The sequence below is a fragment of the Paractinoplanes brasiliensis genome, assembly GCF_004362215.1.
In the GTDB taxonomy this organism is placed as follows: domain Bacteria; phylum Actinomycetota; class Actinomycetes; order Mycobacteriales; family Micromonosporaceae; genus Actinoplanes; species Actinoplanes brasiliensis.
Genome location: NZ_SNWR01000002.1, coordinates 497310 through 512814, shown reverse-complemented (window position 1 = coordinate 512814; position 15505 = coordinate 497310). Strand labels below are relative to the sequence as shown.

Below are 15505 nucleotides of genomic sequence, written 5' to 3'. Positions count from 1 at the left end.
GGGTGACCCGCCGTGCGGTGCGCCGGCCGGTGCGCCGGGCCACTCTCCTCGAACCGAACATCGTCGCCTCCTTCTCCTCACACTCCGGATGTCTCGAGGTCGGCCAGCTCCTTGGCCTCCTCGGCGCTCAGCAGCCCGATGCCGATCAGGTCGAACGGGCTGATGAAGCCGTCGCTGATCCGGAACCCGCCGGCCCGGGCGATGGCGTCGCGCAGCGGCACCGCCCAGTGGTGCTCGATGAGCAGCAGGGCCGCCGCGCTGTCCGGCGGAATCTCCTCGAGCACGTCCCACGCCTGCGGGTCGTCGAACACCGCGACGCCGTCCTCGGCCGCGGCGGCGCCGCCCATCACCGCCCCCACAGCCATGCCCTCCTCGCCCTCGATGCCCAGGCCGACCAGCGCGCCGACCTTGCTGCCGAGCTCGATCGCCTCCTCCTCGGTGAGGTTGCTGAGGTGCTCGACCGCCAGGTTGCTGTCGGCGTCCTTGTAGACCGCCAGCGCGTCGATCACACGTACGGTGTCGCTCTGCCGCAACCGCTCCAGCTCGGCGATGATCTCGCCGTGGAAGTTCGGGTGCCTGAAGCCCAGCACGATCAGCTGGACCGGTCCGATCGCCATCTGCCGCCGCTCCTTCGATGAGAGGTGCTTTCCGCTCGATCGTCGGCCGCCGCGCCGCCGCGCCGCCTCATCCGGCACGAGTGAGGACGGCAGCCCGGCGCGCGGGTCCACTGGACGCAGACGATGTCCGTACGAGGGAGGGAGTGCGTCATGGAGGTGGAGCGCAGCCGGGCCACCGGGTGGGTCGGCTGGGTGTTGTTCGGCGGTCTGATGCTCGTGCTGCTGGGCTCGGCGCACGCCGCGGTCGGCGCGCTCGCCGTCTTCGAACCGGACATCCTCGCCGGGACCCGGCCGGACGTGCTGCTCGGACTGCCGCTCGCCGTGCTGGCGTGGGGGCATCTGCTGCTCGGGCTGGGCGCGGTGGTCACCGGGGTCGCCCTCATCCGCGGGCTGGCCTGGGCGCGGTTCGTGGCGATCGTGATCGCGTTCTTCACCGGCCTGGTCAGTTTCCTGTTCGCCACCGTGTACCCGGTCTGGGCGGCGATCATCATCGTCCTCTGCGGGCTGGTGCTCTACGCGACCGCGGTGCACGGCGACGAGGTCTACGACTCGTACGCGCGGTGATCGCCTTCGGCTGGGCGGTGCTCCGCAAGTACTTCGACGACGGCGGCCCCCGCGAGGCGGCCCTGATCACCTACTACGGCTTCCTCAGCCTTTTCCCGGCGCTGCTGCTCGGCGCGACGATCGTGTCCCGCGTCCTCGCCCGCTCGCCCGGCCTGCGCGACGACCTGATCGCCGCGCTCGTGCCGCCGTCCCTGCAGACGGACATCACGAACTCGGTCGACATGCTTTCGCGGTCCCGGTGGGCGCTGGTGGCGGGCCTGGCCGGGCTCGCGTACTCCGGGTCCGGGGTGGTCCTGTCGGCGTACTTCACACTCAACCACGTGGCCGGGGTGCCGTGGCACCGCCGCAGCGGCCTGGTCTCGCGTTACCTGCGGGTTTTCGCCGGGCTGGCCGTCATCCTGGCCGGCGCGCTCGGCATCGGGCTGCTCACCGCGGCCGGGCCGGTCGGTCTGGCCGCGTCCGGTGTGCTGTCCGGCGCGACCCTGATCGTGCTGGCCCGCCTGCTGCTGGACCGGCCGGCGCCGCTGCGTCTGCTCTGGCCGGCGGCGCTGATCGGCGCGCTGGCGGTGACCGCGCTGTTCGCTCTGGGCGCCGCCGTGCTGCCCCGGCTGGTGCGCGGCGCCGGTCCCGTCTACGGCAGCTTCGCCACCGTGGCGGCCGTGTTCACCCTGCTCTATCTGCTCGGCAACGCGCTCGTGATCGCCGCCGAGGTGGCCGCCGTGCGGGCCGCCCGGCTGTGGCCGCGGTCCCTCGACCCGGACCGCCCGGCCGAGGCCGACCGGCGGGCTCAGGAGCTGCTGACCCGGGAACAGGACCGGTCACCGCTTGCGGGGCAGCAGGAGCCCCGCGCCCAGCCCGATCACCCCGACCACCCCGACGGCGGTCAGGGCCAGCGCGTACGCTCGTCCGGGCTGGTCGCCGACGCCGGCGACCAGGATCGTCCCGGCCAGCGCGGCGCCCAGTGACGATCCCAGGTTGGACACGCTGCGGGACAGCCCCGAGATCTCGCCCTGCCGGTCCTCACCGAACGCCGACTGCACGACGTTCACCGACGGGGTCAGCATCAGGCCCAGCCCGAGGCCGATGACGAACAACCCGGGCACGAACGGCCACACCCCGCCGACCTCGGCGACCAGGATCATCAGCAGCGCGATCCCCGCGACGGTGATGGCGAAGCCGGCGACGATCAGGGTGCGCGCCGCCCGCCGTTTCGCGAACCGTTCCGCCCCCAGCGACGACAGCAGCAACCCGACGGTGGTCGCCGTGAACACCGCGCCTGTCTCGATGGCGTTGTAGCCCCGGACGACCTGCAGGTAGGCCGACACCACGAACGACGTGCCCATCACCATCAGCCACTGCGCGTTCTGGGTGATCAGGCCGAGGTTCGAGGTGCGGTTGCGGAACAGCGACGTCGACAGCAGAGGCTCCTGGCCGGCCCGCTCCTTGGCCCGGACGGACAGGAAGAAGCCCGCCAGCACCAGCGCGCCCGCCACCATCAGCCCCAGCATGAGCCAGACGTTGTCGTCGGCGGCCAGGATCCCGCCCACGAACAGGAACAGGCCGGCCGCCGACAGCACCGCGCCGCGGACGTCGAAGGCGCGCCCCGGCTCGGGCGGCAGGGGGTCGCGGACGGCGCGGCGGCTCAGCACGACGATCGCGAGCGCGATGAGCGCCTGGAAGGCGAACGCCGCCCGCCAGCTGATCGCCGTGGCGATGAAACCGCCGATCAGCGGGCCGGCAACGGCGCCGATCCCGCCGAGCGCGCTGATCGCGCCGAACGCCCGGGCCCGGGAGGCGACATCGGTGAAGATCAGCGTGGTCAGGATGTAGACCGGCGGGATCAGCAGGGCCGTGCCGACGCCCTCGAGGATCGAGTTGCCGAAGATGAGCAGGCCCAGCCCCGGGGCGACCGCGCTCAGCAGCGCGCCCAGGCCGAACAGCGCGAGCCCGGCGACCAGGCAGCGCTTGCGGCCGTAGCGGTCGGTGAGCTTGCCGCCCGGGATCATCAACGCCGCCATCACCAGCAGGAAGATCGTGATGGTGAGCTGCACGCCCTGCACATCGGTGCCGAGGTCCTGGCTGATGTCGGTGATCATCACGTTCATGTTGGACCCGGCGAAGCTGCAGATGAACTGGGCCATGGCGAAGGCGATCAGCGCCTGCCTGAGTTCGGCCGGGAATCGCCCGGTGGCGGTCCGCTGTGTCATGAGGTGACGCTGGCACCGAGGCCGGGCGGTGGGTTCATCCCGGCCGGATGAGGACCGGGAAGGCCGCGTCCGGCAACCCTCGGAGCATGCAGCGCAGCTTCGTACGGCTCACGCACGAGACCGCGGAGGGCACCGCGTCGGGCATCTACGGCCTGATCGTGTCCGCCGCGATGCTGGTCACCGCGCACGCCGACCGGGCCTGGCGGGAGGTTCTCGCCGTGCTCGTCACGCTCACCATCTATTGGGTGGCCGAGCGGTACGCCCGGATCGTCGCCGAACGCATCCACGAGGGGCGCCGGCCCGCCTGGCACACGGTCCGCCACCAGCTGACCCACGGCTGGGAGCTGGTCACGGCCTCGGCGCTGCCGCTGCTCGTGCTCGTGATCGTCCGGCTCGCGGGCGCGCGCATGGTGGCCGCCGAGTTCGCGGCGCTGGCCTGCTGCACTCTGCTGCTCTGCGTGGCCGGGTGGCGGATGGGCGCGGGGGGACAGCTCACGCCGGCCGAACGCCTGGTGTCCACGGTGACCGCGGGGGCGTTCGGCGCGGCGATGATCGTGCTGAAAACGCTGCTGCACTAACGGGCCGGGCGCAGATCGGCCGGTCCTCCGTAGTCCCCGGCCGGGGTGACGATCGTGCCCGCCTTGCCGGCCAGGATCGCCGCCGCGTCGGAGAGGTTCCCGATCGCCGCGACGTCCCCGGTCAGCTCGACGAACCGGCACACCGCCTCGACCTTGGGTCCCATCGACCCGGCGGCGAAGTTCTCGCGTCGCAGCTCGGCCGGGGTGGCCCGGAAGATCGGTTCCGGGTGCGGGCCGCCGAAGCCGCGCTGCACCGCCGGCACGTCGGTGAGCAGCAGCAGCGCGTCGGCGTCGAGCGACTCGGCCAGCACCGCGGTGGCCAGGTCCTTGTCGACGACAGCCTCGACCCCGGCGAGCAGGCCGGCGCTGTTGCGGACGACCGGGATCCCCCCGCCGCCGGCGCAGACCACGATCGCGCCCAGCTCGAGCAGCTTGCGGATGAGCCGGGTCTCGACAATGCGCTGGGGCTGCGGCGACGGCACCACGCGGCGCCAGTTGACGCCGTCCTGGGCGATGGCCCAGCCGTGTGTGGCGACCAGCCGGTCGACGGTGCCCTTGTCGTAGACCGGGCCGACGAACTTGGTGGGCGCCGCGAACGCCGGGTCGGCCGCCGAGACGAGCGTCTGGTCGAGGATCGCGGCCACCTGCCGGCCCGGCAGCGCGTTCTGCAACGCCTGCAGCAGCCAGTAACCGATCATGCCCTGGGTCTGGGCGCCCAGAACGTCGAACGGGTAGGGCGCCCGCAGCGCCGGGTCGGCCGAACTCTGGATGGCCAGCATGCCGACCTGCGGCCCGTTGCCGTGGGTCACGACGACCTCGTGCTCGGCGGCCAGCGGGGCAAGCGCGGCAACCGCGCGCCGGGCGTTGGCCTGCTGGACCACCGCGTCCGGGCGCTGACCACGTTCGAGCAGCGCGTTGCCGCCGATCGCGATGACGATGCGCATGACTCAGGCCCCCAGGGTGGCGACCATGACCGCCTTGATCGTGTGCATGCGGTTCTCGGCCTGGTCGAAGACGACCGAGTACGGCGACTCGAACACATCGTCGGTGATCTCGAGCGCGTCCAGCCCGGTGTGCTCGAAGATCTCCTCCCCGACCTTGGTGCGGCGGTCGTGGAACGCCGGCAGGCAGTGCATCACCTTGACGGCCGGGTTGCCGGTGGCCCGCACCATGTCCATGTTGACCTGGTAGGGCTTCAGCAGCCGGATCCGCTCGTCCCAGGCCGCCTTGGGCTCGCCCATCGACAGCCACACGTCGGTGTAGAGGAAGTCGACCCCGCGCACGCCCTCGGCCACGTCCTCGGTGTGGGTGATCCGGGCGCCGGTCTGCTCGGCGATGGCCTGGGCCGCCTTGACCACCTCGTCGGGGTTCCAGCGGGCCTCGGGCGCGACCATGCGCACGTCCATGCCCATCATGGCCCCGGCCACGAGCAGCGAGTTGCCCATGTTGTTGTGGGCGTCGCCGAGGAACGCGAAGGCGATCTCGTTGTCGTGCTTGACCGTGTGCTCGCGCATGGTGAGCAGGTCGCACAGCGTCTGGGTGGGGTGCCACTCGTCGCTGAGCCCGTTCCACACCGGCACGCCCGAATAGCGGGCCAGCGTCTCGACGTTCTCCTGGCCGAAGCCGCGGTACTCCAGGGCGTCGTAGAAGCGGCCCAGCACCCGGGCGGTGTCCTTGACCGACTCCTTGTGGCCGAGCTGGGTGCTGCCGGGGTCGAGGAACGTCACGTGGGCGCCCTGGTCGTGCGCGGCCACCTCGAACGCGCAGCGGGTCCGGGTCGAGGTCTTCTCGAAGATCAGGGCGATGTTCTTGCCGGCCAGCCGGGGCACCTCGGTGCCGGTGTACTTGGCCGACTTGAGCTCGGCGGCCAGCTTCAGCATGAAGCGCCATTCGCCGGGCGTGAAGTCGAGCTCCTTGAGGAAGCTGCGGTTGCGCAGGTTGACGGACATCTCGGCTCCTCAGACGGCGTCGCGTTCGATGGGACAGGTCATGCAGCGGGGGCCACCGCGGCCCCGGCCGAGCTCGCCGCCGGCGATCGTGATGACCTCGATGCCGTGCCGGCGCAGGAAGGTGTTGGTGGTGACGTTGCGCTCGTAGCCGACGATCACACCCGGCTCGACCGCCAGGAAGTTGGTGCCGTCGTCCCACTGCTCGCGCTGGGCGGCCCGGATGTCCTCGTTCGTCTCCAGCACCTGGATCTTGTCGATGCCGAGGATCTCGGCGATCGTGGCGAAGAGATCGTCATTACGTACGACGTGCAGCCCGTCCTCGTCGCCGGCCGGCAGCACGGTCCACGAGCGGAGCGAACCCTGCAGGTACGGGTACATGACGAAGGTGTCGCGGTCGAGCATCGTCATGACCGTGTCCAGGTGCATCATGGCGTGCGAGTGCGGCAGCTCGATCGCCACGACCTTCGTCGCCGCGCCCGACGCGAACAGCTCCCGGGCCAGGTTCTCGACACCCATAGCGGTCGACCGCTCCCCCAGCCCCACCATCACGGCGCCGTTGCCGAGCACGTGGATGTCGCCGCCCTCCAGCGTGGCCGGCTGGTGCGGCCGGTCGTCGCCGCCGTACCAGACGGTGAAGTCGGCCAGGGCGAACATCGGATGGAAGCGGTAGATGGCCGCGCTGTGCACGGACTCGCGCAGCCGGGCCGCCATCGCCATCGGGTTGATGCTGACCCCGCCGTAGATCCAGGCCGAGTTGTCCCGCTGGAACAGGTGGTTGGGCAGCGGGGTGAGCACGAAGTCGTCGGCGCCCATCAGCTCCCAGCGCAAGCTGTTCACGGTGAAGCCGGCCAGCTCGTTCTTGAGCACGCCGCCGATCAGGTAGTCGGCCAGCTTCTCGCTCTCGGCCTGTTCGGCCAGCCGGCGCAGCGGCGCGGCGAGGGTCGGGCCGACGGTGTCGTCGGTGACGATGCGGTCGAGCACCCAGGCGCGGGCCTGCGGGATGTTGAGCACGTCGGTCAGCAGCTGGGCGAAGTAGTGCACCTTGACGCCGCGCTCGCGCAGCACCTCGGCGAAGGCGTCGTGCTCCTCGCGGGCCCGGCGGGCCCAGAGGATGTCGTCGAACAGCAGCTCCTTGACGTTGCCGGGGGTGAGCCGGCTCAGCTCGACGCCGGGCCGGTGCAGGATGACCTGGCGCAGCCGCCCGATCTCGGAGTCGACGTGGAAACTCATGAGCTCTCCTCGGGTGTTCACTGGTACGGCGGGACCGGAGGTGGGGCGGACATGCGATTGCGTACGGCCAGGAACACGGGGATGCCGAGCAGGAACGCGCCGCCGGCCATCAGGAACGGGCCCCACACGACGAACCAGTCGTCCCCGCTGTTGCGCGAGTACCAGACGAACAGGATCGAGAAGGCGAGGCTGAGCACGGCGACCGAGGCGTCACGGGCGAAGCGGGCGCCCGAGCCCGTACGGCGGTCCCGCAGGCGCCATTTGAGCTGGGCGAGCGCCGAGAAGGCGTACGGGATGGCGGCGGTTATGCCGGTCATCAGCACCAGTGTGTTGAAGACCGTGGCGCCGCTTGTCCCCGCATAGCTGAGCACCATGGCCGCGGTGGCCAGCACGGTGCTGGCCAGGATGCCCGCGGCCGGCACCCCACGGCGGGACAGCCGCCCGAACAACGCCGGGAAGACGCCGTCCTTCGCGGCCGCCAGCGGCATCTCGGCGCAGATCATCGTCCAGCCGTTGAGGGCGCCCAGTCCGGAGACGATGACGGCGATCGCGACCAGGTCGCCGGCCCAGGTGCCGCTGCCCGCCATGGTGTTGGCCGCGACCGAGTACGACGCCTTGTTCGCCTCCTCGGCCAGGGCGCCGGTGGGCACGATCCCGAAGATCGCGATCATCGAGAGCAGGTAGACGACGGCGCTGCCGAGCGTGCCGTACACGGTCGCCCGGGGTATGTTGCGGGCCGGGTCGCGCACCTTGGCCGCCGCCACCGCAGCCGTCTCCACGCCGAGATAGCTGAACAGGCAGATCGCCATCGCGCTGCCGATCGCCGTGAGGTCGCTGTCGCCGCTGACGTTGGCCGGGCTGTAGTTGGCGGTGGTGATGAAGAACAGCCCGACGGTCGACATGATCGCCAGCGGGATGAACTTGACGACGGTCGTCCAGAGCTGGACCGCGCCCATGTTCTTGACCCCGCTCAGGTTGACCAGGGCGGGCAGCCACAGCCCGACGACCGCGATGAGGATCGACCAGCCGACGATCCCGTCGGCGTTGACGAAGTGCTCGACGTAGAAGACCCAGCCGGTCACGATCGCCGCGTTGCCGGCCCAGGCGGTGATCCAGTACGACCACGCGTTGACGAACCCGACGCCGTTGCCGAACGCCGCCCTCGCGTACGCGTAGGGACCGCCGTCGGCCGGGAGGCGCCGCGACAGCACCGCGAACATCACGGCCAGGCTGAGCGCGCCCACCGTGGTCAGGGCCATCGCGACGATGCTGATCGGGCCGATCGTGGCCAGCGAGTACGGCAGGTTGAAGATGCCGACGCCGATGATGCTGCCCAGGATCAGCGCGGTCGCCTGTGGCAGGCCGAGGGTGCGCTCGCCGGCCGGCCTGGTCGGCGTGTCCGGTTGCTTGAGGCCGGTCATGGCTCGACGGGCTCGAAGCGGCCGAGCTCGTCGTCCCCCTTCTGGATCACGCCGTAGCTCGACTCGGGCACCGGTTGCCAGGCGCCCGCCAGCTCCCCCAGGGGCTCGGACACCACGAGCCGGGTCTCCTCGGAGAGCCGGCGCAGGTTCGCGTTGTCCGGATACAGCGCCTTGAGCGCCGTGACATCGGTGCTGTAGTACAGCGATCGGCTGTGCCCCTCGGACGAGTAGCGGTAGCACCAGATCCGGTCGCCGTCGGTGGTGCCCACGGTCATCTGCAGGGGGTTCTCGACCCCATGGGCCCGGCCGAGGTGTTCGACGAGGCCGGCCATGCGCTCCACGGCGAGCGTGGGCCGGTCGCGCAGGCCGAACGTGAGCGCGAGGTAGAACATGACCTCGGAATCGGTGGAGCCGGCCACCGACGGGTAGAGCTCCGGGTCGATGGCCAGCACGAGGTCCCGCTTCAGCCGGGCGAACTCGCGGATGGCGCCGTTGTGCAGCCAGAGCCAGTTGCCGTGGCGGAACGGGTGGCAGTTCGACTGCTGCACCGGAGTGCCGGTGCTGGCCCGGATGTGCGCCAGGAACAGCGGCGAGGTGGTGGAACGGGCCAGTTCGCGCAGGTTGCCGTCGCTCCAGGCCGGTCCGACGCCGCGGAACAGGGCCGGCTCGGCCAGTGGCGGACCGTCCGTGCCGTACCAGCCGACGCCCACGCCGTCCCCGTTGGTCGTCTCGACGCCGTAGCGCGAGTGCATGCTCTGGTCGATCAGTGAGTAGCGAGGCTCGTAGAGAAGTTCCTCGAGCCGGATCGGGGTGCCCGAATAGGCCAGCCAGCGACACATGGCGTCATGCTCACCGCGCGACCGATCCGCCCGGCTCATCCCGCATGGATGAGAGCAGCAGCCGGTGCACAGCGTCGGCCCCGACGAGCTCGTCCGGCCGGGCCCACTCGCGCGGCAGCACGAGCAGCGCCCGGCTCTGGTCGCCGCCGAGCCCGCCGTGGCAGCCGATCAGCTCCTCGAACGCGGCGACCTCCCCCGTCCCCGGCTCGTACAGGCTGTTGACCACCAGGTCGCCGGTGTGCGCCAGCCGGTCGTGCCGGCGCAGGTCGTCGGCGGCGTACGGTCCGAAGGTGGCCAGCGGGTCGAGCCCGTCGACGTGGTCGTCACGCAATCGGCGCCGGCCGCCGGGCCCCAGCACGACCGCCCCCTCACGCCGCGAGCGCACCAGCACGAACCCGATGCCCGGGTGCGCCGTCAGCCCCGACAGCAGCCGCGGATGGCACCGCTCGATCTCCTCCATCGTGACCCGGCCGGGCAGCCGGGCCAGATAGATCAGCGCCAGGTTGCCGGAGGCTGCCACGACGATCTCGGGACGCTCCGGGCCGGGCCCGGCCGGCACGGGCCGCACCAGCTCGGCCTCGATGACCTGGGCGCGTCCCTCCTGTTCGTTGTCCGGCGGCGCCAGCACGTCGCCGGTGGCGGCCAGCTGCCCGACCAGGTCCTCGAGCCGCATTCCGTAGCGCTGCGCGAACGTCGGGCCCAGGCTCTGCCCGTGGTCGGAGAGCACCACCAGCCGGTACGGGCGGGGCGCGGCCGCGGCGATCTGCTCCAGCGTGGCCAGCACGGCGTCGATGCCCTCGAGCGAGGCCAGCGACTCGGGCCGGGCCGGGCCGGCGTGGTGCGCGATCTCGTCGTAGTCGACGAAGTCGCAGTAGACCGCGGGCGCGCCACGCATCATCTGCTCGGCCAGCACGGCCAGGTTGAGGTGCCGCAGCAGCACATTGGTGGCGCCGCGCAGCAGCACGTAGGAGCCGTGGCGGCGCATCCTCGGCCACACCTCGCGGACCCGCTGCCGGCGGGCCTGCACCAGTTCCTTCACCATCTCGCCGGTGGTCAGCACCAGCGAGCGGGTCAGCCCGAACGGGTCGAGCAGATAGGCCGCCACCCCGCGGTCGGGCCGGTTCGTCCCGGCCGTGCTCATGGTCAGCAGGGACAGCTCGGCGTCGCCCGAGAAGACGTTGCTCACGCTGACCCCGCCGCCCGCGAGCAGCCCCTTGCCGTCGGAGCAGCGCTGCTCGACCAGCGCGCTGTCGCGCGGCCGGTTCGTCACGACCAGGCGGCCGGTCTCCTTCTCGTACCACCGGAACGCCGGGATCTGGTCGCTGGCGCCGTGCAACAGCCCGGCCTGGCTGGCCGGCGTGGTCGGCGGCAGCTGCGCGTGCCATTCGGTCAGCGTGTGGCTGCCGGAGCGCAGCCAGCGGCCGAGGGTGGGCAGGTTGCCGGCGTCGATCGCCCAGCGGGCCAGGGGCGCGGACAACCCGTCGATCTGGACGAAGAGAACGCCGGGCTCTCCCGAGTGCGGGACCCGCTGCCGATACCGGCGGTTGACGCGCAACAGGTGCCGGGTCGCCGCGCCCGGCTGCCCGGCCGTCACGAACCACAGCACGACGCTGGTCAGCGCGGCACCGAGCCAGGCGGCCCAGAACGCCGGCCAGAAGCCGTCGACGTGCATCCCGGGCGTGACCGCCAGCGCGGCGTAGACCAGCAGCGCCTGCGTCACCAGCCAGCCCGCGACGACCGCGAGCCATCCGCCCCTGGCACAAAGCAGCACCAGCAGCGGACGCAGGAACGCCCCGAGCACGCCGAGCACGATCGCGGCGGCCAGCACTGCCCAGCCGCTGTCGGCCGACAGACCCGGCATCACCCCGATGACGACCCCGAGCGCTGCGGCGCCCAGGGCCACGGTGAGCAGGCGGGACAGCATGCCGCGAGTGTGGTGCCCGGCCGCGGCCGGTGGCTCACCCGCCACGGATGGCGCGCCGCCCCCGGACCGCGCCGAGCATGGCGCGCATGGCCCGCATCGCCGTTCCGTCCTCGCTCCGGGCAGCCGTCCCGCGCATCGCCGGTGAGCTCGCCCGCGTCCAGATCTTCGACCGCTCGATGACCCTGGCCGCGCAGGCCTTCACGTCGATCTTCCCGTTGCTGATCATGCTCGGGGCCCTGTCCGGCAGCCGTGCCCGCGAGCAACTGTCGAGCCTGCTGCGCCTGCCCGCGAACAGCACTCAGCTGGTGCACGAGGCGCTGAGCGGCAGCCGCAGCGGCGCGTTCGGTCTGCTGGGCTCGCTGATCGTGGTGCTCTCGGCGACGGGGCTGGCCCGCGCGCTGATCCGCGCCTACCGGGCCACCTGGCAGGTCGACGGCCGGCGGACAGGCGCGGCGGCGACCGGCTGGCAGATCGGCACCGTGCTGCTGCTGGTGCTTTTCCTGATCGGGGCACGGCTGCTGGCGCGGCTGGCCGGCCTGACACCTGCGCCACTGGTTGTCGAGCCGGCGCTCACGCTGCTCACCGACTGCGCGCTGGCGATCCTGCTCCCCCGCATCCTGCTCGGCCCGTCGGCGCCGCGCGACCGCCTGCTGATCGGCGGCGTCCTGTACGGCTTCATGATGCTGGGCGTGCGAGCGGCCGGCACGATCTATCTGCCCCGCGCCCTGGAGTCGAGCAGCGAGCGCTACGGCACGATCGGACTGGCCTTCACCTACATCGGCTGGCTCTACGTGTTGTCGTTCTGCCTGCTGCTCTCGGCCGTGCTAGCCGGGGTGCTGACCGCCGGCCGGCCGCCGCAGGACAAAGGCCAGCACCACCTCGGCCAGGCCGGCGATCAGGCTGCCGAGACCGGTGAGCAGCACCAGCGACCCCAGCGACAGGCTGGGCACGAAGAGCAGGATTCCGCCGAGAACCATCGTGAGCAGGCCCGCGACCAGCAGCGCGGCCCGGCGTGAGCCGGTGGCCTGCAGCCCGGCCAGCACGCCGGCCAGCCCGGTGAGAATCCAGGTCGTCGAGAAGATGAGCGCGAGCACGGCCAGCCGGGTCACCAGGTCGCGCAGGCAGAGCAGCCCACCGATCAGCACGACGATCCCCACGATGCCGGACAGCACATGGCTCGCGACGCTGCCGCTGGACGGCAGGAAGGCCAGCAGGATACGGGCCAGCCCGGCCAGGAACAGCCAGATGCCCACCATCGCGGCCATCACCCGCAGCGAGATGTCGGGCCACACCAGCACGGCGACGCCGAGCGCCACCGCGAGCAGACCCGTGAACAGGAAAGCCCACCAGGGGAAGGGCTGCGCGGCGCGCACCTCGGCAACCACCCCGTACGGGGCGTCGAGTGACTCGGTCATGGCGCCAGCCTGGGGTCGCGGCACTCCGACGGTCATCACCCCCGGCGGGTGAGGGCGGTCAGATGAGCCCCAGCTGGCGCGCGGTCACGACCGCCTCACGGCGCCGCCCCGCCCCCAGCTTGCGATAGATCGAGCGCATGTGCGCCTTCACGGTGTTGACCGAGATGCCCAGGCCCTCGGCGATCTCGGCCGCGGTCAGCATCGTCGGGAGGTGCTGCAGGACCTCCAGCTCGCGCTCGCTCAGCGGGCCGGCCGAGGGCGCCACCACCGGGACCTCATGGGTTATGTCGCCGAGAATCCCGTCGGTGGCGGAGGCTCGCAGCTCGGTGAGCCACTGCTGCCGCCCGGCCAGGCGCTGCATCCGCTGCGGGTCGCACAGGCGGAACGGCCGCCGGATCCGGTCCGGCTCGGCCAGCCGGAGCGCCCGCTGCAGGGCCTCACCGGCGGCGACGGTGCGCCCCCGGGCGTCGGCGGCCAGCGCGCCCAGCACCCCGGCGGTCACGGCCGACACTCTGTCCGTGCCCGTGTGCACCCGGCTGATCAGCGCCTCGGCCTCCGCGGGCCGCCCGACGGCCAGCGCCGCGCGTGCCCGGCACACCAACTCGGCCGGCAGCAGCAGGCGATCGCCGCCGTAGCGCGCGAGGACCGCGCCGGCGTCGCCCAGAGCCAGGTCGATCTCGGACTCGACGAGGCCGGTCAGGCTCATCAGCAACGGCGCGACAAGGCCCGGCGGGGCGTCGGCCCAGGCCTGCCGGACGACCATACGGGCGCCCAGGGCCTCTCCCCGGTCGACGAGCAGCCGTGCCCGCACCAGGGCAGCCAGCGCCGCGAGCGCCGCCTCGGGGACCTCGCCGCCGGCGTGCAGGGCCTGGCGCAGCGCGTCGCCCGCCTCGATGTCGCGGCCGCGCTCCGACTCGATCAGCGCCCGCACCAGCGAGGCCGGGGCGATGGCGGGCCGCTTCTCGGCGTCGATGCGCCGGGCGATGTCAAGGGCCTCGGAGGCGTTGCGATCGGCGTCTCGCAGCGAGCCCCGCACGAGGTCGAGCAGCGCCAGGTGCCCGAGCACGGACGCCGTTACCAGCGGCATGCCCGCGGCCCGGGTGGCGGAGCAGGCCGCCCACAGATAGCGGTCGGCATGGTCGAGCTGCCCGGTCCACAACAGCGCAACCGCCTTGTCGTTGAGGACCATGGAGCGGTACTGCGGAAGGGCGGCGCCCCGCGTGACGTCCATCGTCGCGAGATCGCTCAGCAGCCGGGTCGAGACGTCGAGCAGACGGGGCATGTCGCCGTCCCAGCGGATCGAGACGGCCGACTCGACGATGCTGAGGGCCACACCGGTGATAGCCGGCTGCTCGCAGCGGGTCGGCCCGAGCAGCTCGCGAGCCCGCGCCAGCCGGGTGGCCGTCCCGGCCAGGTCACCTCGGAGGTAGTCGCGCATGGCCGCACAAATCATCAGTTCCGGCGTATCGGCCAGCCGGGCGTCCGGGATCCGGAGCAAGACCTGCACCAGATCACGGCGGTCACCCGAGGAGAACAGCGGCAGCCCACGATCGACGGCCAACCGTCCGACCAGCTGCCAGTCGCCGGCCGCCGCAGCGTGCGACAGGGCAGGCAGCACGTCGCCCCTGGTGGCGTGCCAGCGGGCCGCGACAAGGTGCAGGCCGGGCACCGTGCTCGAGCACGATGCCAGCAACCGGTTGCGGAGGGCGGATCGGAAGGTGCGGTGGTAGCGGAACCAGCCACCAGTGCCCACCGGCTCGACGAAGAGGTGATCCTGGGCCAGCCGCTCGAGTGTTCGCTGCCCGTTCTGCTGCCCGGTCAGGGCGTCGGCCAGCCCTCCGCAGACGCGGTCGGGCAGACCGGTCCGCAACAGGAACCGCTGAACGTCAGCGGGCTGGTCGGCCAATACCTCCTCGAGCAGATAGTCCTCGGCCGCTTGGTCGGGGAAGAGCCCGTCCTGCGCGTCGACAGCGAGCCGGACCCCGACAGGCCAGCCCTCCACGTGCCGGACCAGGGCGGCCAGGTCGGCCGGCGGCACCCGGCGGTGGCGCACGGCCAGCAGCTCGGCCGCCTCCTCCACCCGGAACCCGAGATCGGCGGCCCGGATCTCGCTCAGCGCGCCGGTGACCCGCAACTGATGCAGCGACATTCCGGGCTCACGCCGTCCGGCCATCACAAAACGGACCCGCTCGGGGGCCGGCCGCACCAGCCGGCCCAGCCCGCCGAGAACTCGCCGGTCGGTCAGCCGGTGCACGTCGTCAAGCACCACCACGAGCGTGACGGGCAGGACGGAAAGCGTCTCGAGGATCCGCCGCGGGATGCTGTAGCCGGCGGCCGGCGGCCCGGATCCGCGCAGGACCACTCCGGCCGCCGACAGCGCCGAGCCCAGGTCGGTCCAGAACACGCCAGGGTCGTTGTGCTCGTCATTCACGGTCAGCCAGGCGATCGGCCCGGACACCGACCGTGCGCCGCTCCACGAGGCGACCAGGGAAGACTTGCCCCAGCCCGCGCCTGCGCAGACCAGCGTCAGCGTGTTGCGCACCCCCGCGTCCAAGGCTTCGATCAGGCGCGGCCGCCAGATCAGGCCGGCCGGCAACCTCGACCGCGCCCGTTCCGCCGAGACCGTCCGTACGTAGACCTCGCTGTCCGCGACCTCGCTCATACGCCCGCCCCTCGTTCCGCTGCGCGCGGCATCGGAGTCCCGACTGCGCCACACGAACGATCCGGTCGACGACGGGGCGCCGTCGGCCGTGCAGCGTTC

The 15505-nt window shown here is 72.0% G+C and carries 12 protein-coding genes and 2 pseudogenes; 4 read left to right on the top strand and 10 right to left on the bottom strand.

The window, feature by feature from the left end; genetic code table 11:
* Positions 1–77: 77 nt before the first annotated feature.
* Complete coding sequence (locus C8E87_RS34365) at positions 78–617, bottom strand: hypothetical protein (protein ID WP_133877587.1); 540 nt, start codon at positions 615–617, stop codon at positions 78–80.
* Positions 618–767: 150 nt separating this feature from the next.
* Here C8E87_RS34365 and C8E87_RS34360 point away from each other — a divergent pair, with 150 nt between their 5' ends.
* Entirely contained in the window at positions 768–1181 is a 414-nt protein-coding gene (locus C8E87_RS34360; RefSeq protein ID WP_133877586.1) for a DUF7144 family membrane protein, read from the top strand.
* Positions 1178–2146: a YihY/virulence factor BrkB family protein gene (locus tag C8E87_RS34355; protein WP_438866201.1), complete on the top strand. Its 969-nt coding sequence runs from the start codon at positions 1178–1180 to the stop codon at positions 2144–2146. The genes C8E87_RS34360 and C8E87_RS34355 overlap by 4 nt, the downstream gene beginning before the upstream one ends.
* A 48-nt stretch (positions 2147–2194) precedes the next feature.
* On the opposite strand, the pseudogene C8E87_RS34350 reads toward C8E87_RS34355, so the two are convergent.
* A pseudogene (locus C8E87_RS34350) lies at positions 2195–3277 on the bottom strand (MFS transporter); the annotation flags it as partial.
* Between the two features lie 197 nt (positions 3278–3474).
* Here C8E87_RS34350 and C8E87_RS34345 point away from each other — a divergent pair.
* A complete protein-coding gene (locus tag C8E87_RS34345; RefSeq protein WP_133877584.1) occupies positions 3475–3966 on the top strand; it encodes a hypothetical protein in 492 nt (163 codons plus the stop codon).
* Here the strand turns inward: C8E87_RS34345 and C8E87_RS34340 are convergent.
* The 6 genes from C8E87_RS34340 to C8E87_RS34315 are packed head-to-tail and all read right to left on the bottom strand — an operon-like array spanning position 3963 to position 11329.
* The gene (locus C8E87_RS34340) at positions 3963–4910 is read right to left on the bottom strand and encodes a carbamate kinase (protein WP_133877583.1); all 948 of its coding nucleotides are present in this window, start codon (positions 4908–4910) and stop codon (positions 3963–3965) included. The genes C8E87_RS34345 and C8E87_RS34340 overlap by 4 nt on opposite strands.
* Before the next feature lie 3 nt (positions 4911–4913).
* Entirely contained in the window at positions 4914–5915 is a 1002-nt protein-coding gene (gene argF / locus C8E87_RS34335; RefSeq protein ID WP_133877582.1) for an ornithine carbamoyltransferase, read from the bottom strand.
* A 9-nt stretch (positions 5916–5924) separates the two neighbouring features.
* Positions 5925–7145, bottom strand: coding sequence for an arginine deiminase (locus C8E87_RS34330; protein WP_133877581.1), 1221 nt, complete (start codon positions 7143–7145; stop codon positions 5925–5927).
* A gap of 17 nt (positions 7146–7162) precedes the next feature.
* Complete coding sequence (locus tag C8E87_RS34325; RefSeq protein ID WP_133877580.1) at positions 7163–8566, bottom strand: amino acid permease; 1404 nt, start codon at positions 8564–8566, stop codon at positions 7163–7165.
* Entirely contained in the window at positions 8563–9405 is an 843-nt protein-coding gene (locus C8E87_RS34320) for a class II glutamine amidotransferase (protein WP_133877579.1), read from the bottom strand. The genes C8E87_RS34325 and C8E87_RS34320 overlap by 4 nt, the downstream gene beginning before the upstream one ends.
* Before the next feature lie 10 nt (positions 9406–9415).
* Positions 9416–11329, bottom strand: a complete 1914-nt coding sequence (locus C8E87_RS34315) for a phage holin family protein (protein WP_133877578.1) — start codon at positions 11327–11329, stop codon at positions 9416–9418.
* A 47-nt stretch (positions 11330–11376) separates the two neighbouring features.
* Here C8E87_RS34315 and C8E87_RS45960 point away from each other — a divergent pair.
* A pseudogene (locus C8E87_RS45960) lies at positions 11377–12144 on the top strand (YhjD/YihY/BrkB family envelope integrity protein); the annotation flags it as partial.
* A 9-nt stretch (positions 12145–12153) separates the two neighbouring features.
* Here the strand turns inward: C8E87_RS45960 and C8E87_RS45955 are convergent.
* Both C8E87_RS45955 and C8E87_RS34300 read right to left on the bottom strand, forming a co-directional pair.
* Entirely contained in the window at positions 12154–12744 is a 591-nt protein-coding gene (locus tag C8E87_RS45955) for an HdeD family acid-resistance protein (RefSeq protein ID WP_239080470.1), read from the bottom strand.
* 58 nt (positions 12745–12802) lie between these two features.
* A complete protein-coding gene (locus C8E87_RS34300) occupies positions 12803–15406 on the bottom strand; it encodes a winged helix-turn-helix domain-containing protein (RefSeq protein ID WP_239080469.1) in 2604 nt (867 codons plus the stop codon).
* Positions 15407–15505: the final 99 nt, after the last annotated feature.

What these genes read in the sequence shown, in the direction of transcription:
- C8E87_RS34365 (WP_133877587.1), bottom strand. Translation starts at nt 617, where the DNA reads ATGGCGATCGGACCGGTCCAGCTGATCGTGCTGGGCTTCAGGCACCCG.
- C8E87_RS34360 (WP_133877586.1), top strand. Translation starts at nt 768, where the DNA reads ATGGAGGTGGAGCGCAGCCGGGCCACCGGGTGGGTCGGCTGGGTGTTG.
- C8E87_RS34345 (WP_133877584.1), top strand. Translation starts at nt 3,475, where the DNA reads ATGCAGCGCAGCTTCGTACGGCTCACGCACGAGACCGCGGAGGGCACC.
- C8E87_RS34340 (WP_133877583.1), bottom strand. Translation starts at nt 4,910, where the DNA reads ATGCGCATCGTCATCGCGATCGGCGGCAACGCGCTGCTCGAACGTGGT.
- argF (WP_133877582.1), bottom strand. Translation starts at nt 5,915, where the DNA reads ATGTCCGTCAACCTGCGCAACCGCAGCTTCCTCAAGGAGCTCGACTTC.
- C8E87_RS34330 (WP_133877581.1), bottom strand. Translation starts at nt 7,145, where the DNA reads ATGAGTTTCCACGTCGACTCCGAGATCGGGCGGCTGCGCCAGGTCATC.
- C8E87_RS34325 (WP_133877580.1), bottom strand. Translation starts at nt 8,566, where the DNA reads ATGACCGGCCTCAAGCAACCGGACACGCCGACCAGGCCGGCCGGCGAG.
- C8E87_RS34320 (WP_133877579.1), bottom strand. Translation starts at nt 9,405, where the DNA reads ATGTGTCGCTGGCTGGCCTATTCGGGCACCCCGATCCGGCTCGAGGAA.
- C8E87_RS34315 (WP_133877578.1), bottom strand. Translation starts at nt 11,329, where the DNA reads ATGCTGTCCCGCCTGCTCACCGTGGCCCTGGGCGCCGCAGCGCTCGGG.
- C8E87_RS45955 (WP_239080470.1), bottom strand. Translation starts at nt 12,744, where the DNA reads ATGACCGAGTCACTCGACGCCCCGTACGGGGTGGTTGCCGAGGTGCGC.
- C8E87_RS34300 (WP_239080469.1), bottom strand. Translation starts at nt 15,406, where the DNA reads ATGAGCGAGGTCGCGGACAGCGAGGTCTACGTACGGACGGTCTCGGCG.